Below are 23,603 nucleotides of genomic sequence, written 5' to 3' on the forward strand. Positions count from 1 at the left end.
GCCGGGCGCTGCATGCACGATCCGATCCGCCCAACAGACGGGCACGACCCGGGAGCCGATTGATGCCTGACTCGTCACACACGTTCTTACAAGCGCTGCCCACCGCGCGCCGCGTCGCGATACTGGGCGGCAACCGCATTCCGTTCGCGCGCTCGAACACCGCCTACGCGACGGCCTCGAACCAGGACATGCTGACTTTCACGCTGCAAGGTCTGATCGACCGCTACAACCTGCATGGCGAGCGCCTCGGCGACGTTGCGGCGGGCGCGGTCATCAAGCATTCGCGCGACTACAACCTGACGCGCGAAGCCGTGCTGTCGACCACGCTGGCGAAGGAAACGCCCGCCTACGACGTGCAGCAGGCTTGCGGCACGGGCCTCGAAGCGGCGATTCTGGTGGCCAACAAGATCGCGCTCGGCCAGATCGACGCGGGCATTGCGGGCGGCGCCGATACGACCTCGGACGCGCCCATCGGCGTCAACGAACGGCTGCGCAAGATCCTGCTCGAAGCGAACCGCGGCAAGTCGGCGGGACAGCGCGTCGGCGCGCTCGCGAAGCTGCGCCCCGGCATGTTCTTCAAGCCGCTTTTGCCGCGTAACAGCGAGCCGCGCACGGGGCTGTCGATGGGCGAGCACTGCGAGCTGATGGCCAAACGCTGGGGCATTTCGCGCGAGGCACAAGATGTGCTCGCCTACGATAGCCACCGCAAGCTGACGCAAGCGTACGCGAGCGGCTTTCTGAACGACCTGATGACGCCGTTTCGCGGTCTCGCGCGCGACAACAACCTGCGCAGCGATCTGACGCTGGACAAGCTGGCCACGCTGAAACCCGTGTTCGACCGCGACGCGGGCACGATGACGGCGGGCAACTCGACGCCGCTGACGGATGGCGCATCGGCCGTGCTGCTCGCCAGCGAGGAATGGGCGGCGGCGCACGGCCTTCCCGTGCTGGCGTGGCTCACCTGGCACGAGACGGCCGCCGTCGATTTTTTCGAGAAAAGGGAGGGTTTGCTGATGGCGCCGGCGTACGCCGTGCCGCGCATGCTGAAACGCGCGGGCCTGACGTTGCAGGATTTCGACTTCTACGAAATTCACGAGGCGTTCGCGGCGCAGGTGCTCTGCACGCTCGCCGCCTGGCAGGACGATGAGTACTGCCGCACGCAACTGGGACTCGAAGGCGCGCTGGGAACGATCGATCGCGCGAAAATGAACGTGAACGGCGGATCGCTCGCGACAGGCCATCCGTTCGCTGCCACGGGCGGACGGATCGTCGCGGGACTTGCGAAGCTGCTCGCGCAGCTCGACAAGCCGGCGGGCACCGCGCGTGGGCTGATTTCGATCTGCGCGGCGGGCGGCCAGGGGGTGGTCGCGATTCTGGAACGGTAGAATCGCGCGCCATCAGTACCCGTACGATTCATGCACACGACACATACAACGACAAAGCTAGTACACCGGGAGACACCGCTATGACCGAGCCGACGACATCACAACCCACGCAGACGCAGATGCAAACCCAGACGCAAACCCAGACGCATGCGCAGCGCGCGCCGAACACGGACGGCATCTGGTATGCATCGTATGCGCCCGATGTGCCGCGCGAGATCGACGTGTCGCAGTATGCGTCGCTCGTCGAGTTCTTCGACGAATGCACGACGCGCTTTCGCGAGCGCGTCGCCTATGTGAGCGTCGGCGAAAGTCTCACGTACGCCGAACTGGCGCGCAAGGCGACGGCGTTCGCCAGCTACTTGCAGAGCATCGGCGTGAAGCCCGGCGACCGCGTCGCGATCATGCTGCCGAACACGTTCCAGTATCCGATCGCGCTGTTCGGCACGCTGAAGGCAGGCGCGATCGTCGTCAACGTGAACCCGCTCTATACGGTGCGCGAACTGTCGCATCAGCTGAAGGACAGCGCCGCGCAGACCATCATCGTGTTCGAGAACTTCGCGAAGACCGTCGAAGACTCGCTGCCGGGCACACGCGTGCAGAACGTGATCGTCACGGGTCTCGGCGATCTGCTCAAGGACGGTCTGAATCTGAAAGGCAAGCTGATCAACTTCATACTGCGCCACGTGAAGAAGCTCGTGCCCGCGTACAACCTGCCGCAAGCCGTGCCGCTGCTGGATGCGCTCGCAACGGGCTACCAGCGCACGCTCGCGCCCGTGCAGATTTCCCCCAATGACCTCGCGTTCCTGCAATACACGGGCGGCACGACGGGTGTCGCGAAAGGCGCAATGCTCACGCACCAGAACATGGTCGCGAATCTGCTGCAGGCGAAGGTGTGGGCGGAAGGCCAGCTGACCGACGAGATCGAAACGGTGCTCACGCCGCTGCCGCTCTATCACATCTACTCGCTGACCGTGAACGCGATGATCTTCATGGGACTGGGCGGGCGCAACATCCTGATCGCGAATCCGCGCGACATCAAGATGGTGATGAAGATCCTGCGCAACGAAACCTTCACGGGCATCACAGCCGTCAACACGCTCTACAACGCGTTCCTCGACAACGAAGAATTCCGCCAGCGCGACTTCTCGAAGCTCAAGCTCGCGATGGCGGGCGGCATGGCGATGCAAAAGGCCGTGGCCGACCGTTTCCGCGAGGTGACGGGCAAGCCGATCATCGAAGGCTATGGGCTGACGGAATGCTCGCCGATCGTGTCGATGAACCCGGTGGATCTCAAGCACATGCGTGAGTTCGACGGCTCGATCGGCCTGCCTGCGCCGTCCACTCAGGTGCGCTTTCGCAAGGACGACGGCAGCTGGGCGAATATCGGCGAACCGGGCGAACTGTGCGTGCAAGGCCCGCAGGTGATGAAAGGCTACTGGAACCGTCCCGACGAAACCGCGAAGGTGCTCGACGACGACGGCTGGCTCGCGACAGGCGATATCGGCGTGATGGATTCGCGCGGCTATATCCGGCTGATCGACCGCAAGAAAGACATGATTCTTGTGTCGGGTTTTAATGTGTATCCGAACGAGATCGAGGACGTCATCGCGATGCACCCCGATGTGCGCGAAGTGGCCGCGATCGGTATTCCCGACGTCGCGCAGGGCGAACGCGTGAAAGTGTTCGTCGTGCGGCGCAACCCTTCGCTCACCGAGGAACAGGTGATCGCGCATTGCCGCAAGAATCTGACGGGCTACAAGGTGCCGAAGGTCGTCGAGTTCCGCGACGAGCTTCCGCAAACGAATGTCGGCAAGATCCTGCGGCGCGAGCTGCGCGCTCAGGAGCTGGCAAAGCAGACAACCTCGTGACGGTTTCGCGCGCCTGACCGCGTAGCAATGGCGAAGCCTTCCGCGCTTTTGGGAGCGATTGATGCGTTACCCGGAGTTTGTGGAAAAGCGTTCGCGCTACCGGTTCAGTCGTCGCTGGCGTGCTGGCTCGCGCTGGATATCGCTGTTCGTCGCACAGCTGGCCTGCGTGTTGATCGCGGGGGCCGCCGCCGCGCAGAACGATGCGTCCGCGCTCGCCGCGCATATCGCCCCGCAGGTCACGCTGGGCGCCAATGAGGCCGTCGCGAATGCCGCGAAGCTGCCGCTCGAGCAGCAGGTCAAATGGCTGCGCAACGCCGCGCAAAGCGGCGCGCTCGAACAGATGGACGACGCGCAGCTCGTCGCGCTGTTCGAATCGTTCGATCCGCTCACGGTGCCGCGCTATATCGAGGAAGGACCGAACGGCTACCCGTCGTACGAGTTCACGATGCTGCGCCAGGAGCGCATTCGCGGCATCTGGCCGCGCCGGCCCGATCATATGCTCGTGCGGCTCACGCACGAGCCGATGCGCATCTACGGGCGATGGCTGCCCGACGGCCCGCATTCAGGCCAGGAAATCATCTACGACGCGTCGAAGCGCGCCGACGCGATGTACGGCCACCTCGGCGGCATCTTCAACCTCATCCCGCTGTGGACGTCGATCAACGGCACGCTGGCGCGCTCGCAGTCGAACCATCAGGTGCGCGATCTCGGCACCGAGTTCATTGCCCAGCAGTTTCTCGACGAAGGCAAGAAATTCGCCAACGTGGGCATCACGCGGCCCGCGGAGATCGACGTGCGAACCATCGACGGCGTGCGCGTCATTGCCTTCACCTACGAAACGCCGACGGGCCAGCCCGAGTACTACGCGAAAAAGGAAGTGCTCGGCCTCGATCTGCAGCACCCGTATTTCCGGATGGCCGAATCGTACGGCAACGACGGACAGATTTTCGAACGCATCGTGTTCCTGACGATCACGCCGAAGACCTTCGACGACATGGCGTTCGATCCAAAAAACCCCGAGTACCGGTTCTGATCATGTCGTCAGCGCGAACGCGACCGACGCGCGCTGCGGCACGCTGCGCGCGTGCGTGACGGGCGCGGCGGGTGGCAGCGCGAGCCGCGCGAGCACGAAGAAGTCGGCGGCGCGCGTGACACCGACCAGTGTCAGCCGTCCGCCCGAGCGCATTGCGCGCGGCGCGAGCGCGTCATACCAGAGCGCGGCGATATCGGCGTGCGGCGTGGCGCTCACGTCGAAAACGGGCAGACGCATGCGCGCGGCGTGCTCGCTCAGCGCCGTGGATTCGGGCAGCGCCGTGTCGATCAGCGCGAGGTCGGCGCGCATCCCGTCCAGATGAAGCCACGGCACGCTGAAAGCCGGTGCCGCCGACAGCCATGCGCCCGTTGCGATGAATGTGCGCCGCTGCATGTCATGCCCTCATGCTCATGGTTCACGTGTATCCGCGCCAGTTGCGAAACGCCTTTGGCCAGATGCCCTGCTTGCCCGGCGACAGAATCCCCGTCGGATCGAGCGCGTCCTTGATCGTCTCCGACAGCCGCAGCACGGCGCCGTCATTGAAGTTGTAGCGCGCCGCCGCGAAGTCCATGTAGACGAGATGCGAGCGGTACTCGCCGTAACCCGCGCCGTGCGCGTCGCTCATCCATGCGCGCAGCAGATCGGCGGCCTGTTCGCTCTGCCGCGCGTCGCTCTTGTCGAAGATCGCCGCGGCGATGTGATGCAGATGCCGCTCGCCCGATGTGAAGCCGCCGTAGTAGTCGAAGCCGTATTCGTTGGCGCGCGCTTTGGCCATCGAATACTGACGCATCGCGTCGCGGCCCGTCGCCGGACAGACGGGCGAAAAGTCGACATGCGCGCCGCTGCCGCCACGCCAGTCGAGCATGCGAAACGCCGTCATGCCCGGAATGCCGGCGAGATTGCGATCACCGCCCGCCTCCGGCTCCGCGCTGCCGTCATAGGTCTTCGACAGCATGCGCGCGCCCGGAATGCGGCCAAACGCGCGCCGCACGATCGCCTCTTGCGCATCGATCACTTCGCGCTCGCCGTAGAGCGCGTAATGCAGATTCCAGCGGCCAATTTTCAGCGCCTCGGTCATCGACGCGATCGCGCTCTCCGGCATCACGCCCTTGCCCTGATACCACTGCGAGCGTGGCCCGATGCCCGCCGCCCGCCGCAGCGCGCCTTCGATCACCGCCTGGTTGGCGATCGTGCCGTTCAGCCGCAACGGCCTCAACGTCTCGACGACCGCTTCGAGATCGTCGTCGCGCTGAAACTGGATTTCGCCCAGCAGATACGCGCTCGGCGCGGGCATCAGCCAGACGCCCATCTTCGTGACGATGCCGTAGTTCGACTGCATGAACATCGGATCGAACGACGGCCCGTAGCCATACCTGAACGCCTGCCACGACGTGCCGATCTCAATCCCGCCCATGCCCGTGCGCACGAGGTCGCCATTCGCGAGCACCACTTCCATCCCGCATTGCGCTGCCGCGTGATCGCCGTAGGCCGTCGTGCCGAAGCCGCGTTCGAGCGTGTTGCCGACGATGCTGCCCCAGCCCGCCGCGGGCGGATCGACCCACAGCTTGTAGCCGCGCTCGCGCAGATGATGATGCAGATCGAAGTAGCTGACGCCGGGTTCGACGAGCGCATAGGCGAGCTGCTCGTCGACGGCGAGAATTTTGTTCATGCGCTGCAGATCCAGCACCACCGATCCCGGCAAACGCGGCGCCGCGCCACCATACGCGAAGTTGCGTCCTGTGGACACCGTCCAGAGCGGAATGCGGTACTCGTTCGCGACGCGCAGGACCGCGCGAATCTCGTCGACGCTCGCGGGCAACAGCGCAGCCGACGGCACGAACAATGCCGCCTGCGAGCCCGGCGCGAACGGATCGGCATAGGGCGCAAGGCTTGCCGGCGACGACGCGACCTGCGTCGCGCCGACGATCGCCTCGAAGGCGGCGAGCGCGCGGTCGAACGTCGCGGCGGAAAGGTCCGGCGGCAGGATGCGTGTCAAGGTGTCCTCTCGTCGTGTCGAAGCGGTATCGGCTGGCCGGGTTGCTGGATGTAGCTCGTTCGGGTTTGTTCACGACTGGCGTTCAACCAGGGCCACCAAAGCGCGGCGAAAGGCGTTCGCGCGACACGACACGCATCGCGCACGATCAACGCCGATGGCCGCCGCCCATGCCACCCATGCCACTCCACGTGTGACCGCCACCCCAGCCGTGCATGCCGCCCGTGCCGTGGAATCCGCCCGGCTGCCCCCAATGCACGTGGTTCATGTGATGGAAATGATGGAACCGGTCGACGAACACGAACGACGCGCCGAAGCCCACGGCGACGGGCGGCCCCCAATACCAGGGGTCATAGTAAGGATAGGCGGGAATCGGATAGATGACGGCGGCCGCGTCGCCGCCCTGCTGGATCTGCCATGTCCCATCTGGCTGCTGGCAAGCGAGCCCGCTGATCTGCTGCATCGTGCCGTCGATCTCCGCCTGGCCGACGATGTTGCGGCATGTCATCTGATCGTTGAGCGGCTCTTGCGCGGCAACGGGCGGTGAAGCCGGCACTGCACATCCGGCGCACACGCACAGCGTCGCGCCGAGTCCAAACAAAGTACGCATGATGTGTCCTGCCCGACGGTGCGGTGTCGCGGCACGTTCGCGTGCCGTCGCCGTGAAGACGCCATCGATTCGCCTTGCAGGACGCGCTGCCAATGGCCGCTGCAAATTCGCCGGAAGCGAAAAATCACGCGCCTGCACAACTTAAACGCTTGTGCTCAAGGCGCTATTCCTGTTGCGCGGGAAGCGGCGACGCGCATCGTGTTACACGATGTTTCCGGCGTCTGGAAAGACGATGCGGCGCGACGGTTACTGCCACGTCTCCGGACGGCCGCCGAGTTCGCCGCACACTTCGATCGCGATCGAGCGCAGCTTGTTTTCCTCGATCGGACCGGACAGCGCGTAGCCCATGTGGTCGCTGATCCAGTAGAAGGTGCGCCGGTTGCCGTCGCGGAACAGCCGGAACGCGGTCTCGTCCTTCGGGATGCCCGTCACGTAGAGCGTGAGCCGCGCGCCGCTCTGGTTCTCGTACATGAATTGCGCGGCGGGACCCGCCTCGCCCGGCAACAGCCGTCCGCCGACGAGCGTATAGCCGTACTCCTGCAATGACGGCACGGACAGATGGCGGTTCAGGCGCTTCGACAGCCAGTTGATCAGATGTTCTTCTTCGGCGGCCGCCACCTCGACGGGATGACGGCGCTCCGGCGTATAGACGGCATACGCGATGTCCGCGCGCCGCGCGAACGACATCACGTCGCCATTGCCGCCGCCCGTGAGGCGCGGCACCAGCGGGCCGAGCGCAAGCGCCAGCCCCGCGCCGACGGCGAGCCAGCACGCGGCGACGGCCACCCGGCGCCACCACGGAATGCGCGCGCGCAGCACGATGAATGGCGGCTCCTCGCGCTCGGGCGCGCCGCACAGCGCCTGCAGCGCGGCCTTCTGCGCGCGCCACGACGCGACCTGCGCGGACGCTTGCGGGTCGCGCGCCAGATGCTCGCGCACGGCGGCGCGCTCGTGCTCGGGCAACTCGCTGTCGACGAATGCCGACAGCGCGCGCAGATCTGGCGCGTTCGCGGAACCGGTAGTGTTTTCGTCGTTGTTCATTGCGCGCTTCTCACCTGGCCTTCACCACTTTCAGCGACGGCGACTTGTGGACGGGCCCTTCCGTCAACAGTGCCCGCATATGCTCGCGGGCGCGAGACAGCCGCGACATCACCGTGCCAATCGGCACGCCAAGCGCCACGGACGCCTCCTGATAGCTCAACTCCTCCACGCAAACCAGCAACATCACCTCGCGCTGCTCGACGGGCAGACAATAAAGCGCGCGCTGCACATCGCGCAATACCAGACCGTCGACTTCGCCGCGCGGCGCTTCGAGATTGCGCCATGGCGCGCTCTCGTCGTCGACGGCGATTTCGCGGCGCACCCGCAGCTGGTCGATATACAGGTGCCGCAGGATAGTCAGCAGCCACGCGCGCAGATTGCTGTCGGGGCGAAAGCCCTTCCAGCGCGCGAGCGCGCGCTCGGCCGTATCCTGAACCAGATCGTCCGCCCAAGCTGGGTCGCCCGTCAGCGCACGCGCATAGCGCCGCAACTGCGGGAGCCACGAAATCACTTCCGCTTCGAAGTTCACCCGGCGCAAGCTTTCATGCGAGCACAGGCATCGTCAATAGCCGCCACCGCTGCCGCTCGTGCCGCTGCTGCTCCCACCCGACGGAGTCATATCGCCCGTGGATTGACACGCGGTCAGCGAGAGCGACGCCACCCCGAGCGCGAGCACGACGAATACAGCCGATACCAGTCTGGACACTTTCATGTAGAACCTCCTGCACGGCGAGGCGCGACGTATCGCACAGCCATGCGTTGAACCGGCGGCACGGACGCGAGCGACAGATGACGCGACGCCGGTGACCCATTGGACAGTTGAGGCAACGTTCTGCAAAGACGGACGCCGATTTCCGATGCGTGCTGCCGATGCTTCCGTCTTGCCATCTCACGGCTTCGCGGCTTTCGTGCGATGCCTGACCGATTAACGCTCGTGGCGGGCGTTTTATTCCGCGGCATTCGCGAATGGCGACAACTTTCGTCTGGAACGAGCGTGCGTATCGACGCCGTCCGGCGCCTTCAATCGCCCGTGAACGTTGGCTGGCGCGCATAGCGCCGCATTGATTTGGTAACTCCACGTTACACTTGATCTTTAAAGGATGCTTCCGCGCCCACAAGTGGTTATAGTGGTCGTCAACCCCGTTCGACGTTTCCAACCCGTCATGTCGCCATAAAGCGACAACGGGTAAAATCACGGCGAACAACCGTTTCTCTACACACAATTGTCCATGCCTTCCGCAGAATCGCATCCGCAAAACGACTTTATGAACGCAGCGCGCAAAGAACGTAAGCGCGTCGAGATTTACCTCGTCAACGGCATTCGCCTGACGGGCTGCATTGAGTCGTTCGACCAGTATCTGGTGATGCTGCGCACGCCCGTCGGGCTGCAAGGCATCTACAAGCGCGCCATTTCCACGATCCAGCTCGACACGGGCACGCGCCCCACGCCGCGCGCAGGACGGCCGTCGCATGGCGAGCATTCCGCACGCGGTCCGCACGGCTCGCGTGAACACCGCGAGCCCCGGGAGCCGCGTGAGTCGTATGGCGCATCGCAAGGGCCGTCGGACCGGTCTTCGTCGTCGGACGCTCCCGTGGTCGTCACCCGCCGCAGACGTCTGTACGGCGCAGGCAATAACGGTAACGATCAGGGTAACAACGGCGGCGGCACTGAATAAGGCCGCATGAGCCAGACAGGCTTAACGGCAGAATGAGGCGCGCACCCGGCGCGCCTGCAATGCAACACGGGCGGCTGGCTAGCCGGGACGACTGGCCAGCTGCTTGAGCATCCTCTCGATCCGCACGCCCTGCTGGGCAGTCAGTTCATACCCGCACTTCACTTCGAGTACCCGTCGCTGCCAGTAGCGGGCATTCAGCAGACGCACCATCGGCTGACGCATTGCCCACTCCAGATGCTCCAGTTCCGATTCGACAACATGTGTCGCGTTCAAGCGCTGTCCGTTGCCATATCCGTTCGGTTGCATGTTCGCCCTCGTAAGTCAGCCGCGCCCGGCGCTTTCGTGTGCGCCGCGTCGTGTGACACCGTAATAACGAACGATCCCGCGAGAAATTCCATTGGCCTGTATGGAACCTACAACATGCTTTCGCAATCTTCAACCTGAGTCGCTGCTCCGCGTGCGATTCGCGCTACGCCGCGTGCGTTCGGTGCCTGTTCTATGTGCGTTTGACCTATGCCATTGGCCCAGGCGGCTTCGATAGCCTGTTTGCGCTATGCTGACTTCAATCTATGTAGGGGAGCCTGTCATGTCCACTTCGAAACACCCCACCCCGAAGTCAACCGACACACATCCGTCCAGTGACGAACGCCTCGACGAGGCACTCGACGAGACCTTTCCCGCCAGCGACCCGATTGCGGTCGATCCCGACCAGGACGAGGACGACGCAAGCCGCAAGGGCAAGCAGAAGAAGTCGCGCTGAGGAAGGCAGTTGCGAGGCGAGATGTGCCATCCGCGTGGACGGTGCGCGCACGCGGGATGGATGAAGACGGCCTGTTGACCGATGACGAGCGCGCCGTGCACTTGCATGCACGGTTCACGTTGCTATCGCCGCCTGTGTCGACGCAACCGCATGACAGCGGCGCAGACGAACGGACCCTCGCCGCGTCACATGCGCGGCGAGGCTCCCGTCAAGCACGCTGGGCGAGCCGCAAAGCCGTCGGAGGCCAGCGCGGCTCTTGCAACGTCAGTGCACCGGCAAGCCGCTTTCGAGCTGACGCTGCAGATCGCGCACCTGACGCTGCGCCGCGCGCAACTGCTCCTGCGACTGCGCCTTCTGCTGCGCGAGCGCCACGGCTTCCGCACGGGTCTGCTGCTGCATGCTGTTGACGATGGTCTGCTGCTCGTGCGCGATGTTCAGGTCGGCCTGCAGACGGTTCGCGCGTTCCTGCGACAGTGCGACGAGGTGATCCGTGTACGCCTTCTGCGCTTCGAGCTTGGTGCGACGGATTTCGACATCCGACAGCTGCGCCGTCTGACGTGCGAAGTCGCGGTAGATCTGCTCGGCGCGCGCTTCGTCCTGCGTCTTGATGACGCGCCAGAAGTTCTTCTGCTGGAAGAGCGCGACGTAGTACGTCATGTCCTTGCCATAGAACAACAGGCTTGCCCCGTAGCTGCTGTTGTAGGTCGTGCGCAATTCGGTGAGGTCGGCGCTGTGAATCTTCTGTTGCAGTTCCGCGACATTGCCCGTCGCCGACTGCTTCGCCTCGTCCGGCGTGAGCGCAATCGTTTGACTGGCCGCAGCGACGGGAGCAGCAGCTGGCGTCGTCTGCGCAGCGATCACACCCGCTGCGTCGTCCGTGCCGTTACTGGCAGAACTCTGCGCGTAGACCCCTTGAACGCCCCCGAAAACGATCATTGCCGACATCACGATGTGTCGAACTTTCGACTTCTGGTCCATGTAATTTCTGCTCGTGTCGTGTTTTAGTTTTGCAAAAGCGTTCAATTATTACTCACTTTCACGCGTTTCGGGTTCCTCGTTGAAAATTTGGTACTTACGCATCTTTTCCCACAGCACCTTGCGGCTGATACCGAGGTATTGCGCCGTGTCCTGGCGGCGCCAGCTGTTCGCATCGAGCGCGGCGAGCACGCGGCTGCGCTCCGCCATATCCCACTTGCTGCGATCGACGAGCACTTCCGCCACGCTCTCGGCAGGCACAGGCTGACTGCTGCGCGCAACGGCAAGCAGCCGGTGCAGCCGCGCCGCATCACACGACCTTCGAGCGCTATATCAACGCGATGGGCCTCCTGCCCGGCGTGCAAGGGTTGCTGACGACGACGGAGAACGGGCTCACGTCGCTCGGCGAGCAGTTGAGCGTGTCGGCGCTGCTGCCGAAGGGGCGCGGCAATGTCACCTATCTCGCGGCGCATGGCGCGCTACCCATCGGCAGTGAAGGCATGACTGCGAAGATCGATGCCTCCCACTATCGCGGCAATCCGAAGGACAATCCTGGCTTGCCGTCGTACGTCGAGCGGACGGCGATCAACGACAGGATCGGCGGCTCGCTGTCGTATCCGTTCATCCTGAGCAACGCGCGCAGTCTCTCGGGAACGGTCACGGCCTACGCCTCGCACGATGAAGACCGTTTCAACAATACGATCACGGGCGCGACGATCGGGTTGCGGTCGCAGGTGCGCGTGCTGCAGTTGCAGGCCGACTACGCGGACGTGCAGACGGGCCAGGCGCGCAATGCCAGCATCAACGTCGCGAAGGCGTTCGACATACTCGGCGCGGGCAAGGCCGGCGACTCGAACATCCCCGGCACGACAACCGTCAATCCCGCTTCGATCACCTTCGTGCGCACGGGCGCAAGCTTTTCGCAAACCAACGAGTGGCCGCTCGGCATCGGCACGACGGTCGCCGCGACGGGCCAATATAGCCCCGACTCGCTGCCGACCTCCGAGCAGATTTCATTCGGCGCGCAACGCTTCGCGCAGGGCTATCAACCGGGCGAGAGACCGGGCGATTCGGGCTGGGGCGCGTCGATCGAAATCAATCGCGCGATCGCACTCGGCTTCACGTATCTGCGCACGTTCACACCGTATGTTTCGTTCGACATGGCGCGCGTCTGTCTGCATGCGGGCACGCCGAAGCCGAAGAAACTTGCTTCGGTGGCGCTCGGCTTTCGAATCTCCGACGCGAAGTATTACAGCCTCGATCTGTCCGTCGCGAAGGCGGTCGGCGATGCGCCCGTCGAGAGCGCGTCGCGCAGTCCGCGCATCAACGCGACGTTCTCATATCAGTTGAACTGACTCATGCAACGTTGCAAGAACATGCACCCATTAGAGCATTCACTATCAAATGGGGCGGATACTTTCACGTATTCTGCCTTCTCTCATGCATCGAAAGACAGGCATGGCGCCGCCTCGCATCAGCACTCACACGGCGCCGCGCGACATTCATCGCGACGATTTTCAACAAGGAGGACGACAATGACATCACTCACCCGGCGCGCGCGCTTTGCGCTCGGCACTACGTTGAAACAGGCTGTCGTGGCCGGTGCGCTGCTCGCTGGCGCCGTCACGGCATTCGCACAAGCCGACACGCCTGTCGGCACATGGCAAACCATCGACGATCACACGGGTCAGCCCAAAGCACTCGTGCAGATCACGCAGGACGGGAACGGCAGACTGAGCGGCAAGGTCATCAAGGGGCTCGGCCCGAACGATCAGCCGGATCGCCGCTGCACCGCCTGCACGGACGCGCGCAAGGATCAGCCGATTCTCGGCATGACGATCATCGACGATATGAAAAAGGACGGCGAAGGCTGGGACGGCGGGCAGATTCTCGACCCGGAGAACGGCAAGCTCTACAAATGCAAGATGCACGTCGAAGACGGTGGACAGAAGCTGGTGGTGCGCGGGTATATCGGCGTATCGCTGCTGGGGCGTTCGCAGACGTGGATTCGCCAGAACTGAGGTGGTCGCGCAGTGCTCGCTTTTCGGCGAGCGCCGCAGCAGGACGTAAAAAAGCCGGTCTGGCGTTTAGTCTCGCCAGACCGGCTTTTTGTTGTCGTGCGCGCTCAATTCGTTCGATCCGTCATGCCGCGTTCTTGAAAGGACTGGTGTAGTCGAACACCAGCGGTGCCGCGGGCACGACAGACGGCGGCGTGAACAGCGGCATGGCGGGCACGGACGGTTGCGCAGTATCGTTCGCGGCCGTGGCCACGTTCGGCGCATGAGTGCGCATCCGGGATTCCATCGTGTTGCACAGTTCGCCGCTTGCGTCGCCGAACAGTTGGTCCATCACACGTTGCAAGACGCCAGCCTGATGCCACGCCTTGAAGCGCCGGTGACAGGTTTGATACGACGGGTATTTGCGCGGCATGGCGGACCAGGTAGCGCCGCTGTAGATCACCCAGAGCACACCGTTGAGCACGGAGCGGGTGTTGGCAAGAGGACGTCCGCGCAGTTCGGAACGTGGACGCAGTTCCGGCAGCAGCGGCGCGATGCGCTGCCATTCTTCATCACTGATATCGCGATAGGGGGTCATGGGTTCTCCATTCGTCAAGAGTATTTCGACGATATAGAGTCGCCCCACTACCGAATATCAGACCAATCCGAATCTTGAAAATGCATCGCCAGCCGCTGCCACATGGTTCAGCGCGTATCGCGCTATCCCAAACGGGGCGGCCGCAGGAAGGAATTTGATCAGGTCAACGATGTATCAACGATCCGCCGCGGCGCATCCAGATATTCCTGCGACTGCATCTCGACGATACGTGAAACCGTGCGCGTGAACTCGTTGGCCATCGGCCCTTCCGTGTAGAGCTCTTCGGGCGGTACGGCAGCCGACATCAGCAGCTTGACCTTGTGATCGTAAAAGACGTCGATCAGCCACGTGAAACGACGCGCTTCGGACTGCATACGAGGCGTCATCTGCGGAATGCCGGACAGAATCACCGCGTGGAAGCGGCTCGCCAGTTCGAGATAGTCGTTCTGCGAGCGCGGGCCGCCGCACAGCGTCGCGAAATCGAACCAGACGACGCCGTCCGCGCGGCGCAGCGCCTTCAATTCGCGCTTCTCGATGTGCAGCAGCGGACTTTCGTCGGGCACGGCCGCGAGCTTGCCGAATGCGTCGCGCAACGCCTTGTCGGAGGCTGCGCCGAGCGGCGTGTGATACACCTCGACCTGCGACAGCGTGCGCCGCCGGTAATCGATGCCAGCATCGACGTTGATCACGTCGAGCTTGCTCTTGATCAGTTCGATGGCGGGCAGCAGACGGTCGCGATGCAGGCCGTCGGGATAGAGCAGATCGGGATCGTAGTTGGACGTCATCACGAACTGGACGCCGTTCGTGAAAAGACGATCCAGCAACCGGTACAGGATCATCGCGTCCGCGATATCGGACACGTGGAATTCGTCGAAGCAAATCAGCCTATAACGCTTCGCTATACGTCGTGCGAGTTCGTCGAGCGGATCGGCCTGCCCTTTCAGTTCTTCGAGTTCGCGATGCACTTCTCGCATGAACTCGTGAAAATGCAGACGCGTCTTACGCACGAGCGGCACGATTGCGTAAAAGCTGTCCATCAGGAAGCTCTTTCCGCGCCCTACGCCGCCCCACATATAGACACCCTTCGGCAGATCAGGGTGCATGATCAGCTTCATAAAGGCGTTCGGACGACGTGCCTTATACGCAGCCCACTCTTCATAGCACTGTTGCAGACGATCGACGGCCGCGCGTTGGGCCGGATCAGACTCGTATCCCCGGGTCTGCAGTTCCTGTTCGTAGTATTCGGTGACGTTCATTGTGTGAGGCAGCAATGAAGAAGGCGGGAGGGATTCAACCCACCCGCCTTCGTCGTGTTTCGCTTTCAGCCCATGTTCAGCGTAGTTCAGAACTGGGCAGATGCGTCTTACATGTTCAGCGCGCGCTTGTCGACGGCGAGTGCCGCTTCACGCATCACTTCAGACAGCGACGGGTGCGGATGGCAGATACGGCCGATGTCTTCCGACGCAGCCTTGAACTCCATCGCTACAACCGCTTCAGCGATCAGATCCGACGCGTTCGCCGAGATGATGTGCACGCCGAGCAGTTCGTCCGTCTTCGCGTCGGCGATCATCTTGACGAAACCATCCGCCTTGTTGATGCCGAGCGCGCGTCCGTTCGCCATGAACGGGAACTGGCCCGTCTTGACTTCGCGGCCTTCAGCCTTCAGTTGCTGCTCCGTCTTGCCGACCCACGCGATTTCCGGTTCCGTGTAGATGACCCACGGCACGCAGTTGTAGTCGATGTGCGGCTTCTGGCCGTCGATGATTTCGGCAACCAGCACGCCTTCGTCTTCGGCCTTGTGCGCGAGCATCGGGCCGCGCACCACGTCGCCGATCGCGTACACGTTCGGCACCGACGTCGCGCAATGGTCGTCGACGTCGATGAAGCCGCGCTCGTTCGCCTTCAGGCCGATCGCTTCGAGACCGAGGTTGTCGGTATTCGGCACGCGGCCGATCGACACGATCAGGCGGTCCGCGTCGAGCGTCTTCGCGTTGCCGTCCTTGTCCGTGTAAGCGATCGACACGCTGTTGTCGCTTGCCTTCACTTCGCCGACCTTCACGCCGACGTGAATATCGAGGCCCTGCTTCTTGAACTGCTTCGCGGCTTCCTTCGCGAGCGCCTGGTCAGCGGCGCCGAGGAATTCAGGCAGCGCTTCGAGCACGGTGACTTCCGAGCCCAGGCGGCGCCACACCGAGCCCAGTTCCAGGCCGATCACGCCCGCGCCGATCACAGCGAGCTTCTTCGGCACTTCGGTGAACGACAGCGCGCCTTCGTTGTCCGCGACGATCTTGTTGTCGACGGGAACGTTCGGCAGGTGACGCGCCTTCGAGCCCGTCGCGATGATCACGTTCTTCGCCGTGACCACTTCCGTTTCGCCTTCGCCCGACACTTCGATCTGCACACCGGCGTCCGTCTTGCCCGTGAACTTGCCGTGGCCCTTGAGCCACGTGATCTTGTTCTTGCGGAACAGGAACTCGATGCCCTTCGTCATCTTTTCGACGATGCCTTCCTTGCGGGCCAGCATCTTCGCGATATCGACCTTCACGTTTTCCACGCTGATGCCGTGGTCCGCGAGGTGATGCGACGCGTTTTCGAACTCTTCCGACGACGCCAGCAACGCCTTCGACGGAATGCAGCCGACGTTCAGGCACGTGCCGCCCAGCTTCAGCGCGCCGGCCGGGTTCTTCCACTTTTCGATACAGGCAACCGTCTTGCCGAGTTGCGCAGCGCGAATGGCCGCGATGTAGCCGCCGGGACCGGCACCGATCACGACGACGTCAAATTCTTTGGACATGACTATCCTTTTTGGCTAACCGACGCGGCCGCGCTTCGCGGCGCGCGTGGCTTCAGATACTGCGGAAATGCGAGAGACACCCGATACCTATATCGCGACGGCGGCCCGCAACTTCAAGCCGCCGCGCGTCAGGCATTACAGGTCGAGCAGCAGACGGGCCGGATCTTCCAGCGCGTCCTTCATGGCAACCAGCGACAGCACGGCTTCGCGGCCGTCGATGATACGGTGGTCGTACGACAGCGCCAGATAGTTCATCGGGCGGATCACGATCTGGCCGTTTTCGACCACTGCGCGTTCCTTCGTTGCGTGCACGCCGAGGATCGCCGATTGCGGCGGGTTGATGATCGGGGTCGACAGCATCGAGCCGAACACGCCGCCGTTCGAGATCGAGAACGTACCACCCGTCATTTCTTCGATCGACAGCTTGCCGTCCTTCGCCTTCTGGCCGAATTCGGCGATCTTCTTCTCGATGTCCGCAAGGCTCATCTGGTCAGCGTTGCGCAGGATCGGCACCACCAGACCACGCGGCGAGCCGACAGCGATACCGATGTCGAAGTAGCCGTGATAGACGATGTCGTTACCGTCGATCGATGCGTTCACCAGCGGGAACTTCTTCAGCGCGTGGACAGCCGCCTTCACGAAGAACGACATGAAGCCGAGCTTCACGCCATGTTCCTTCTCGAACTTGTCCTTGTACTTGTTGCGCAGGTCCATGACGGGCGCCATGTTCACTTCGTTGAACGTCGTTAGGATGGCGTTGGTTTGCTGCGATTCGAGCAGACGCTCGGCGATACGCGCGCGCAGACGCGACATCGGCACGCGCTGTTCCGGACGGTCCTTGAGCCACTGGTCGGCCGATGCCGGCGCGCCCACTTGCGGCAGAGCCGGCTTCTTGACAGCGCGTGCGGGCGCTGCGGCCGGTGCCGGCGCAGCCTTGGCAGCCGGTGCGCCTGCGGCGACGGCATCCTGCTTCGTGATGCGGCCATCGCGGCCCGTGCCGGCGACGTCGCCCGCAGCGACGCCCTTCTCGGCCAGAATCTTCGTCGCAGCCGGCGACGCCGTGGTGCTTGCGCCCGCCACAGCGGCAGCCTGTGCCGGTGCAGCCGCGGCTGCCGGCTCAGCTTGCGGAGCCGGCTTGACTTCGGCTTCGACAGCCGCTTCGCCCGCCTTGCCTTCCGTATCGATCTTCGCGATCACTTCGTCGGCGACCACGATATCGCCGTCGTTCTTGATGACCTGCGCGAGCACGCCTGCCGACGGAGCCGGCACTTCGAGCACGACCTTGTCGGTTTCGATTTCGATCAGGATTTCGTCCTGGGCGACAGCTTCGCCCGGCTTCTTCTTCCACTGCAGCATCGTGGCTTCCGAGACCGACTCGGACAGCTGGGGGACCTTGACTTCAACAATAGCCATTTGATTTCTCTGAATACGTATCGGATGACAACGAACCTTGTGCGAGCCGCGTCCGATATTTGCGCGTAGTAGTCGCGCTTACATGGGATGTTCAGACGCGGGGCGGGAAAGCGCTCAGCGCTTTCCCGGTTCGCTCTCTGTGGTTATTTAACGATGGACGCGCCTTTCAGACGGCCAAACGCGCCTTCGATCAGCGCCTTCTGCTGCTCGTAGTGCTTCGCGTAGTAGCCGACAGCGGGCGAAGCCGAAGCGGGACGGCCGCTGTATGCCAGCTTCTGTCCTTCCTTCATGCCTTCGCGCAGGTGATGTTCGATGTAGAACCACGGGCCCTGATTCTGCGGCTCGTCCTGCACCCACACCACTTCGGTTGCGTTGTCGTACTTCTTCAGTTCGGATTCGAACTGCTTGTGCGCGAACGGATACAGCTGTTCGATACGCACGATCGCGACGTCTTGTGCCTTCGCTTCGCGGCGATGCGCGAGCAGGTCGTAGTACACGCGGCCCGAGCAGACCAGCACGCGCTTGACCTTCTTGGCGTCGATCGAATCGTCCGTTTCGCTGAGAACCGGCTGGAACGAGCCCTTCGCGAGTTCCGACAGATCCGACACGGCTTCCTTGTGACGCAGCAGCGACTTCGGCGTGAAGACGACGAGCGGCTTGCGGAACAGACGGATCATCTGGCGGCGCAGCAGGTGGAAAACCTGTGCCGGCGTGGTCGGTTGAACGACCTGCATGTTGTGATCTGCGCACAGCTGCAGGAAGCGTTCGATACGCGCCGACGAGTGCTCCGGACCCTGGCCTTCGTAGCCGTGCGGCAGCAGCATCGTCAGGCCCGACACGCGGCCCCACTTCACTTCGCCCGACGAGATGAACTGGTCGATCACGACCTGCGCGCCATTCACGAAGTCGCCGAACTGCGCTTCCCACGCGACGAACGTGTTCGGCTCAGCCGTCGAGTAGCCGTATTCGAAGCCGAGCACGGCTTCTTCGGACAGCACCGAGTCGATCACCGTGAACTTCGCCTGACCTTCGGCGATGTTCTGCAGCGGCACGTACGTGCCGTCGTTCCAGCGTTCGCGGTTCTGGTCGTGCAGCACTGCGTGACGGTGCGTGAACGTGCCACGGCCCGAGTCCTGACCCGTCAGGCGCACGGCATAACCCGATGCAACCAGCGACGCGAAGGCCAGATGCTCGCCCATGCCCCAGTCGAGTTGCGCTTCGCCACGGCCCATTGCACGGCGGTCGTTGATCACGCGCTCGACGAGCGGGTGAACCTTGAAGCCTTCGGGGATCGTCGTGATGCGCTCGGCCAGACGCTTGAGTTCGGCGAGCGGCACTGCGGTATCCGCTGCGTCCGTCCACTTGCGGTTCAGGAACGGAACCCAGTCGACAGCGTACTTGCTCTTGTAGTTCGACAGGACCGGGTCGACCGTGTGGTGACCTTCGTCCATCGCCTTGCGGTATGCCTTGACGAATTCATCGCCTTGATCGGCGGTGATGACGCCTTGCTGCACGAGGCGTTCTGCGTACAGCGCGCGCGTGCCCGGGTGCTTGGCGATCGTCTTGTACATCAGCGGCTGCGTGACGGCCGGCGTGTCCTGCTCGTTGTGGCCCAGCTTGCGGAAGCAGATGATGTCGATCACGACATCCTTGTGGAACTGCATCCGGAAGTCGATGGCCATTTGCGTGGCCAGCACGACAGCTTCAGGATCGTCGCCATTCACGTGCAGCACGGGCGCTTCGATCATCTTGACGACGTCCGAGCAATACAGCGTGGAGCGTGCGTCGCGCGGGTCGGACGTGGTGAAGCCGATCTGGTTGTTGATGACGATGTGCAGCGTGCCGTGCGTGCCGTAACCGCGCGTTTGCGCGAGGTTCAGCGTTTCCATCACGACGCCCTGGCCTGCGAAGGCGGCGTCGCCGTGGATCTGCACGGGCAGCACTTGCAGGCCGTTCTCGTCGCCGCGACGGTCCATACGGGCCTTCGCCGAGCCTTCGACCACCGGGTTGACGATTTCGAGGTGCGACGGGTTGAACGCGAGCGACAGGTGAACCGGGCCGCCTTCCGTCGCGACATCCGACGAGAAGCCCTTGTGGTACTTCACATCGCCTGCGGGCAGGTCGTCGACGTGCTTGCCTTCGAATTCGGCGAACAGGTCGGCGGGCATCTTGCCCAGCGTGTTGACCAGCACATTCAGACGGCCACGGTGCGCCATGCCGATGACGATTTCCTGCACGCCGCTCTTGCCTGCGTGGTGCACGACTTCGTCCATCGATGCGATGAAGCTTTCGCCGCCTTCCAGCGAGAAGCGCTTCTGACCGACGTACTTGGTGTGCAGGAAGCGCTCGAGGCCTTCTGCTGCCGTCAGACGGTTCAGGATGTGCTTCTTCTTGTCAGCCGTGAAGTTCGGCGTGGAGCGGATCGATTCGAGACGTTCCTTCCACCAGCGCTTCTGTTCCGGATCGCTCAGGTACATGTACTCGGCGCCGATCGTGCCGCAGTACGTGTCGCGCAACGCCTTGACGATGTCCCGCAACGAAGCCTGCTCGAAACCGAAGTACAGGTTGTTCGTGTTGAACGTCTGGTCCATGTCGGCTTCGGTGAAGTCGTAGAACGCAGGTTCAAGCTCGGGAATGTTCGGACGTTCGCGGCGCTTCAGAGGATCGAGGTTGGCCCATTGCGAGCCGAGGAAGCGATATGCGCCGATCAGGGACTGCACATAGACTTGCTTACGCGCGGTGGTGAGATCTTCACCGCCCGTGCGCGGCAGGAAGGCGTTCGCCTTTGCGCGCTGAGCAAATGATTCGACGATCGGGCCATGGGCCACGTCGTTGGCACTGGTGCCATCCGATGCAGGAACGTTCTGCAGGGCGTCGAAATAATTGCGCCAGGTCTCGGGCACTGACGCGGGATTGTCGAGATATGCTTCGTACAACTCTTCTACGTACGGAGCATTGCCGCCGAACAGATACGAGTTCGACTGGAATTGCTTCATCATTTTACGCTCACCTTTCTTCGAGCTTCTCGAGAAATAGCGGGTTACTGAACCTTCCGCGACACGGCCTGACCGTTTAGCGGATTGCGCGAATCAAGTCTTGCTTGGAAGGACCTAAAACTTGCACTCGCGGGAGCATATCACATAACCCATAGTTGACATAGGACAGGTCCCAACTGGAAAGCCCGTGGTACGGGGCTTTGCGGCAAGTTTTATGCTTGCGCAACAGTGTTTGCGGCACTGCAGAAGAATACTTTAGGCGCTTATAGGAAGCTCTGCAGCGAAACGCGCAACGCCAATGCAAAAAGCCGCCCGAGGGCGGCTTTTCACTGAGACTTTCGCGAGACTTCGCGCGATCAGTCGACGGCTGCTTCGCGGCTTGCGCGGCGGCGCTCGTGTTCCTTCAGATGGCGCTTGCGCAGACGGATGCTTTGCGGCGTCACTTCAACGAGTTCGTCTTCGTCGATGAATTCGACCGCGTATTCCAGCGACATCTGGATCGCCGGCACGAGGCGCACGGCTTCGTCAGTGCCCGACGCACGCACGTTGGTCAGCTGCTTGCCCTTGATCGGGTTCACGACGAGGTCGTTGTCACGGCTATGAATGCCGATGATCATGCCTTCGTACAGCGCGTCGCCCGGCTTCACGAACATGCGGCCGCGATCCTGCAGTTTCCACAGTGCGTAGGCGACAGCCGCGCCGTCGTCTTGCGAGATCAGCACGCCGTTGCGGCGCTCGCCGAGCGAACCGTCCTTGACGGGCGCGTATTCGTCGAACACGTGGCTCATCAGGCCTGTGCCGCGCGTGAGCGTCAGGAATTCGCCCTGGAAACCGATCAGGCCACGCGCCGGAATGCGGTACTCGAGGCGCGTACGGCCACGGCCGTCCGACGCCATGTCGAGCATTTCGCCCTTGCGGCGGCCAAGCTCTTCCATGACGCCGCCCTGGTGCGAGTCTTCGAGGTCGACCGTCAGCAGTTCGTACGGCTCGTGCTTCACGCCGTCGACTTCATGCAGCACGACGCGCGGACGCGACACGGCCATCTCGTAGCCTTCGCGGCGCATGTTTTCGATCAGGATGGTCAGGTGCAACTCGCCACGGCCCGACACTTCGAACACGGTTTCGTCGCCGGTGTCTTTCACGCGCAGCGCGACGTTGTGGTTCAGTTCCTTCATCAGACGATCGCGGATCTGGCGGCTCGTGACAAACTTGCCTTCCTTGCCTGCGAGCGGCGACGAATTCACGAGGAAGTTCATCGTCAGCGTGGGTTCGTCGACGGTGATCATCGGCAGCGCTTCGGGCGCTTCCGGCGCGCAGATCGTCGCGCCGATGCCGACTTCTTCGATGCCGTTGATCAGCACGATGTCGCCCGCTTCGGCTTCAGCGACCTGCACGCGCTCGAGGCCTTCGAACGACAGCACCTGGTTGATCTTGCGGCTCAGGATTTCGCCTTCCGGACCGAAGCGGATCACGACCTGCTGACCCGGCTTGATACGGCCGCGCGTGATACGGCCCACGCCGATACGGCCGACGTACGTCGAGTAATCCAGCGACGTGATCTGCAACTGCAGGGGACCGTCCGGATCGGCCGGGCGAACGGGCACGTGTTCGAGAATCGCTTCGAACAGCGGGCGCATCGTGCCTTCGCGCACGCTCGGGTCCAGGTCGGCATAACCGTTCAGGCCCGACGCGTAGACGATCGGGAAGTCAAGCTGGTCTTCGGATGCGCCGAGCTTGTCGAACAGGTCGAACGTCTGGTTGATCACCCAGTCGATACGCGCGCCCGGACGGTCGATCTTGTTGATCACGACGATCGGCTTCAGACCCAGCGCAAGCGCCTTTTTCGTCACGAAGCGGGTTTGCGGCATCGGGCCTTCGACGGCGTCGACGAGCAGCAGCACGGAATCGACCATCGACAGCACACGCTCCACTTCACCGCCGAAGTCGGCGTGGCCCGGGGTGTCGACGATGTTGATGTGCGTGCCTTCGTATTCGACGGCGCAATTCTTGGCGAGAATGGTGATGCCACGCTCTTTTTCGATGTCGTTCGAATCCATCACGCGTTCAGCGATCTGCTGGTTTTCGCGGAAGGTACCGGACTGGCGGAGCAGCTGGTCGACGAGCGTGGTTTTGCCGTGGTCGACGTGAGCGATGATGGCGATGTTGCGAAGAGCGCGGGACATAGGAACCTGGAGACGCTGGGATACGAGTGGAGTGCGCCACCTGCCCAGCCACCTTCGCCAAGCCCAAAGCGCACTTTTGGGAACCAATAAGTATAGCACGAACGAGTGACGCTTTTCTGGTATTCCCTGATACCGGACTCCACTGCCTCAATAAAGCGACATGCAACACGCCGCGCGCAGCCGCCGCGCACTCTTTTCTGGCGCGAGAAAGATCCTTGCCTAAGCTGTAATAACGCTTGCCGCGTCAATTATTCGTCTCTACAATCCTGCATAGTCAACCA

Annotated in this window: 20 protein-coding genes and 2 pseudogenes; 7 read left to right on the top strand and 15 right to left on the bottom strand. The window is 62.9% G+C overall.

The genetic code is table 11. The features are described 5' to 3' along the window. Positions 1 to 62 precede the first annotated feature (62 nt). From H1204_RS10065 to H1204_RS10075, 3 genes are all read left to right on the top strand, one after another. Positions 63 to 1,385 carry an acetyl-CoA C-acetyltransferase gene (locus H1204_RS10065; protein WP_180728184.1) on the top strand — a complete coding sequence of 441 codons (1,323 nt, stop codon included), beginning with the start codon at positions 63 to 65 and terminating at the stop codon, positions 1,383 to 1,385. Positions 1,386 to 1,504: 119 nt separating this feature from the next. Continuing rightward, entirely contained in the window at positions 1,505 to 3,253 is a 1,749-nt protein-coding gene (locus H1204_RS10070) for an AMP-binding protein (RefSeq protein ID WP_243468613.1), read from the top strand. Positions 3,254 to 3,314: 61 nt separating this feature from the next. Further along, the gene (locus H1204_RS10075) at positions 3,315 to 4,286 is read left to right on the top strand and encodes a DUF1571 domain-containing protein (protein WP_180728186.1); all 972 of its coding nucleotides are present in this window, start codon (positions 3,315 to 3,317) and stop codon (positions 4,284 to 4,286) included. Here H1204_RS10075 and H1204_RS10080 read toward each other — a convergent pair whose 3' ends face one another. From H1204_RS10080 to H1204_RS10105, 6 genes are all read right to left on the bottom strand, one after another. Continuing rightward, entirely contained in the window at positions 4,287 to 4,679 is a 393-nt protein-coding gene (locus H1204_RS10080) for a hypothetical protein (RefSeq protein WP_180728187.1), read from the bottom strand. It lies immediately after the preceding gene. A gap of 22 nt (positions 4,680 to 4,701) precedes the next feature. Continuing rightward, complete coding sequence (locus tag H1204_RS10085; protein ID WP_180728188.1) at positions 4,702 to 6,282, bottom strand: FAD-binding oxidoreductase; 1,581 nt, start codon at positions 6,280 to 6,282, stop codon at positions 4,702 to 4,704. A 145-nt stretch (positions 6,283 to 6,427) separates the two neighbouring features. Beyond that, positions 6,428 to 6,889, bottom strand: a complete 462-nt coding sequence (locus tag H1204_RS10090) for a hypothetical protein (RefSeq protein ID WP_180728189.1) — start codon at positions 6,887 to 6,889, stop codon at positions 6,428 to 6,430. Positions 6,890 to 7,135: 246 nt separating this feature from the next. Further along, positions 7,136 to 7,930, bottom strand: a complete 795-nt coding sequence (locus H1204_RS10095; protein ID WP_180728190.1) for an anti-sigma factor — start codon at positions 7,928 to 7,930, stop codon at positions 7,136 to 7,138. Positions 7,931 to 7,940: 10 nt separating this feature from the next. Further along, positions 7,941 to 8,459 carry a sigma-70 family RNA polymerase sigma factor gene (locus H1204_RS10100; RefSeq protein ID WP_042315018.1) on the bottom strand — a complete coding sequence of 173 codons (519 nt, stop codon included), beginning with the start codon at positions 8,457 to 8,459 and terminating at the stop codon, positions 7,941 to 7,943. 33 nt (positions 8,460 to 8,492) lie between these two features. Further along, positions 8,493 to 8,642, bottom strand: coding sequence for a hypothetical protein (locus tag H1204_RS10105; protein ID WP_180728191.1), 150 nt, complete (start codon positions 8,640 to 8,642; stop codon positions 8,493 to 8,495). 517 nt (positions 8,643 to 9,159) lie between these two features. Here H1204_RS10105 and hfq point away from each other — a divergent pair. Then, complete coding sequence (gene hfq, locus H1204_RS10110; RefSeq protein ID WP_180728192.1) at positions 9,160 to 9,606, top strand: RNA chaperone Hfq; 447 nt, start codon at positions 9,160 to 9,162, stop codon at positions 9,604 to 9,606. Between the two features lie 78 nt (positions 9,607 to 9,684). On the opposite strand, the gene H1204_RS10115 is transcribed toward hfq, so the two are convergent. Continuing rightward, positions 9,685 to 9,912: a hypothetical protein gene (locus H1204_RS10115; RefSeq protein WP_180728193.1), complete on the bottom strand. Its 228-nt coding sequence runs from the start codon at positions 9,910 to 9,912 to the stop codon at positions 9,685 to 9,687. A 280-nt stretch (positions 9,913 to 10,192) separates the two neighbouring features. On the opposite strand from H1204_RS10115, the gene H1204_RS10120 reads away from it, so the two are divergent. After that, complete coding sequence (locus H1204_RS10120; RefSeq protein WP_180728194.1) at positions 10,193 to 10,366, top strand: hypothetical protein; 174 nt, start codon at positions 10,193 to 10,195, stop codon at positions 10,364 to 10,366. Between the two features lie 264 nt (positions 10,367 to 10,630). Here the strand turns inward: H1204_RS10120 and H1204_RS10125 are convergent, their stop codons facing one another. Both H1204_RS10125 and H1204_RS10130 read right to left on the bottom strand, forming a co-directional pair. Then, positions 10,631 to 11,344 carry a DUF2968 domain-containing protein gene (locus H1204_RS10125; RefSeq protein ID WP_180728195.1) on the bottom strand — a complete coding sequence of 238 codons (714 nt, stop codon included), beginning with the start codon at positions 11,342 to 11,344 and terminating at the stop codon, positions 10,631 to 10,633. Between the two features lie 48 nt (positions 11,345 to 11,392). Next, positions 11,393 to 11,653 (bottom strand): annotated as a pseudogene (locus tag H1204_RS10130) (helix-turn-helix domain-containing protein); the annotation flags it as partial. A 41-nt stretch (positions 11,654 to 11,694) separates the two neighbouring features. Here H1204_RS10130 and H1204_RS10135 point away from each other — a divergent pair. Both H1204_RS10135 and H1204_RS10140 read left to right on the top strand, forming a co-directional pair. Beyond that, a pseudogene (locus H1204_RS10135) lies at positions 11,695 to 12,696 on the top strand (ShlB/FhaC/HecB family hemolysin secretion/activation protein); the annotation flags it as partial. A 180-nt stretch (positions 12,697 to 12,876) separates the two neighbouring features. Then, positions 12,877 to 13,362 carry a DUF2147 domain-containing protein gene (locus H1204_RS10140; RefSeq protein ID WP_180728196.1) on the top strand — a complete coding sequence of 162 codons (486 nt, stop codon included), beginning with the start codon at positions 12,877 to 12,879 and terminating at the stop codon, positions 13,360 to 13,362. A 121-nt stretch (positions 13,363 to 13,483) separates the two neighbouring features. Here H1204_RS10140 and H1204_RS10145 read toward each other — a convergent pair whose 3' ends face one another. The 6 genes from H1204_RS10145 to typA form a co-directional block, all read right to left on the bottom strand. Further along, a complete protein-coding gene (locus tag H1204_RS10145) occupies positions 13,484 to 13,936 on the bottom strand; it encodes a transposase (protein WP_180728197.1) in 453 nt (150 codons plus the stop codon). A 158-nt stretch (positions 13,937 to 14,094) separates the two neighbouring features. Beyond that, positions 14,095 to 15,192: a cell division protein ZapE gene (zapE, locus tag H1204_RS10150; RefSeq protein ID WP_180728198.1), complete on the bottom strand. Its 1,098-nt coding sequence runs from the start codon at positions 15,190 to 15,192 to the stop codon at positions 14,095 to 14,097. 107 nt (positions 15,193 to 15,299) lie between these two features. After that, positions 15,300 to 16,730, bottom strand: a complete 1,431-nt coding sequence (gene lpdA, locus H1204_RS10155; RefSeq protein WP_180728199.1) for a dihydrolipoyl dehydrogenase — start codon at positions 16,728 to 16,730, stop codon at positions 15,300 to 15,302. A 135-nt stretch (positions 16,731 to 16,865) separates the two neighbouring features. Then, a complete protein-coding gene (odhB, locus tag H1204_RS10160) occupies positions 16,866 to 18,143 on the bottom strand; it encodes a 2-oxoglutarate dehydrogenase complex dihydrolipoyllysine-residue succinyltransferase (protein ID WP_180728200.1) in 1,278 nt (425 codons plus the stop codon). 143 nt (positions 18,144 to 18,286) lie between these two features. Further along, positions 18,287 to 21,142: a 2-oxoglutarate dehydrogenase E1 component gene (locus H1204_RS10165; RefSeq protein ID WP_180728201.1), complete on the bottom strand. Its 2,856-nt coding sequence runs from the start codon at positions 21,140 to 21,142 to the stop codon at positions 18,287 to 18,289. A 353-nt stretch (positions 21,143 to 21,495) separates the two neighbouring features. Then, the gene (gene typA / locus H1204_RS10170) at positions 21,496 to 23,322 is read right to left on the bottom strand and encodes a translational GTPase TypA (RefSeq protein ID WP_180728202.1); all 1,827 of its coding nucleotides are present in this window, start codon (positions 23,320 to 23,322) and stop codon (positions 21,496 to 21,498) included. Positions 23,323 to 23,603 lie beyond the last annotated feature (281 nt).

Source organism: Paraburkholderia sp. PGU19, assembly GCF_013426915.1.
Taxonomy (GTDB): domain Bacteria; phylum Pseudomonadota; class Gammaproteobacteria; order Burkholderiales; family Burkholderiaceae; genus Paraburkholderia.

Bases quoted from the DNA above. Each gene is read 5' to 3' on its own strand.
- H1204_RS10080 (WP_180728187.1), bottom strand. From the start codon at position 4,679: ATGCAGCGGCGCACATTCATCGCAACGGGCGCATGGCTGTCGGCGGCA.
- H1204_RS10115 (WP_180728193.1), bottom strand. From the start codon at position 9,912: ATGCAACCGAACGGATATGGCAACGGACAGCGCTTGAACGCGACACAT.
- H1204_RS10120 (WP_180728194.1), top strand. From the start codon at position 10,193: ATGTCCACTTCGAAACACCCCACCCCGAAGTCAACCGACACACATCCG.
- H1204_RS10140 (WP_180728196.1), top strand. From the start codon at position 12,877: ATGACATCACTCACCCGGCGCGCGCGCTTTGCGCTCGGCACTACGTTG.
- H1204_RS10125 (WP_180728195.1), bottom strand. From the start codon at position 11,344: ATGGACCAGAAGTCGAAAGTTCGACACATCGTGATGTCGGCAATGATC.
- hfq (WP_180728192.1), top strand. From the start codon at position 9,160: ATGCCTTCCGCAGAATCGCATCCGCAAAACGACTTTATGAACGCAGCG.
- H1204_RS10145 (WP_180728197.1), bottom strand. From the start codon at position 13,936: ATGACCCCCTATCGCGATATCAGTGATGAAGAATGGCAGCGCATCGCG.
- lpdA (WP_180728199.1), bottom strand. From the start codon at position 16,730: ATGTCCAAAGAATTTGACGTCGTCGTGATCGGTGCCGGTCCCGGCGGC.
- H1204_RS10075 (WP_180728186.1), top strand. From the start codon at position 3,315: ATGCGTTACCCGGAGTTTGTGGAAAAGCGTTCGCGCTACCGGTTCAGT.
- H1204_RS10105 (WP_180728191.1), bottom strand. From the start codon at position 8,642: ATGAAAGTGTCCAGACTGGTATCGGCTGTATTCGTCGTGCTCGCGCTC.
- H1204_RS10070 (WP_243468613.1), top strand. From the start codon at position 1,505: ATGCAAACCCAGACGCAAACCCAGACGCATGCGCAGCGCGCGCCGAAC.
- H1204_RS10095 (WP_180728190.1), bottom strand. From the start codon at position 7,930: ATGAACAACGACGAAAACACTACCGGTTCCGCGAACGCGCCAGATCTG.
- H1204_RS10065 (WP_180728184.1), top strand. From the start codon at position 63: ATGCCTGACTCGTCACACACGTTCTTACAAGCGCTGCCCACCGCGCGC.
- odhB (WP_180728200.1), bottom strand. From the start codon at position 18,143: ATGGCTATTGTTGAAGTCAAGGTCCCCCAGCTGTCCGAGTCGGTCTCG.
- H1204_RS10090 (WP_180728189.1), bottom strand. From the start codon at position 6,889: ATGCGTACTTTGTTTGGACTCGGCGCGACGCTGTGCGTGTGCGCCGGA.
- H1204_RS10165 (WP_180728201.1), bottom strand. From the start codon at position 21,142: ATGATGAAGCAATTCCAGTCGAACTCGTATCTGTTCGGCGGCAATGCT.
- typA (WP_180728202.1), bottom strand. From the start codon at position 23,322: ATGTCCCGCGCTCTTCGCAACATCGCCATCATCGCTCACGTCGACCAC.
- zapE (WP_180728198.1), bottom strand. From the start codon at position 15,192: ATGAACGTCACCGAATACTACGAACAGGAACTGCAGACCCGGGGATAC.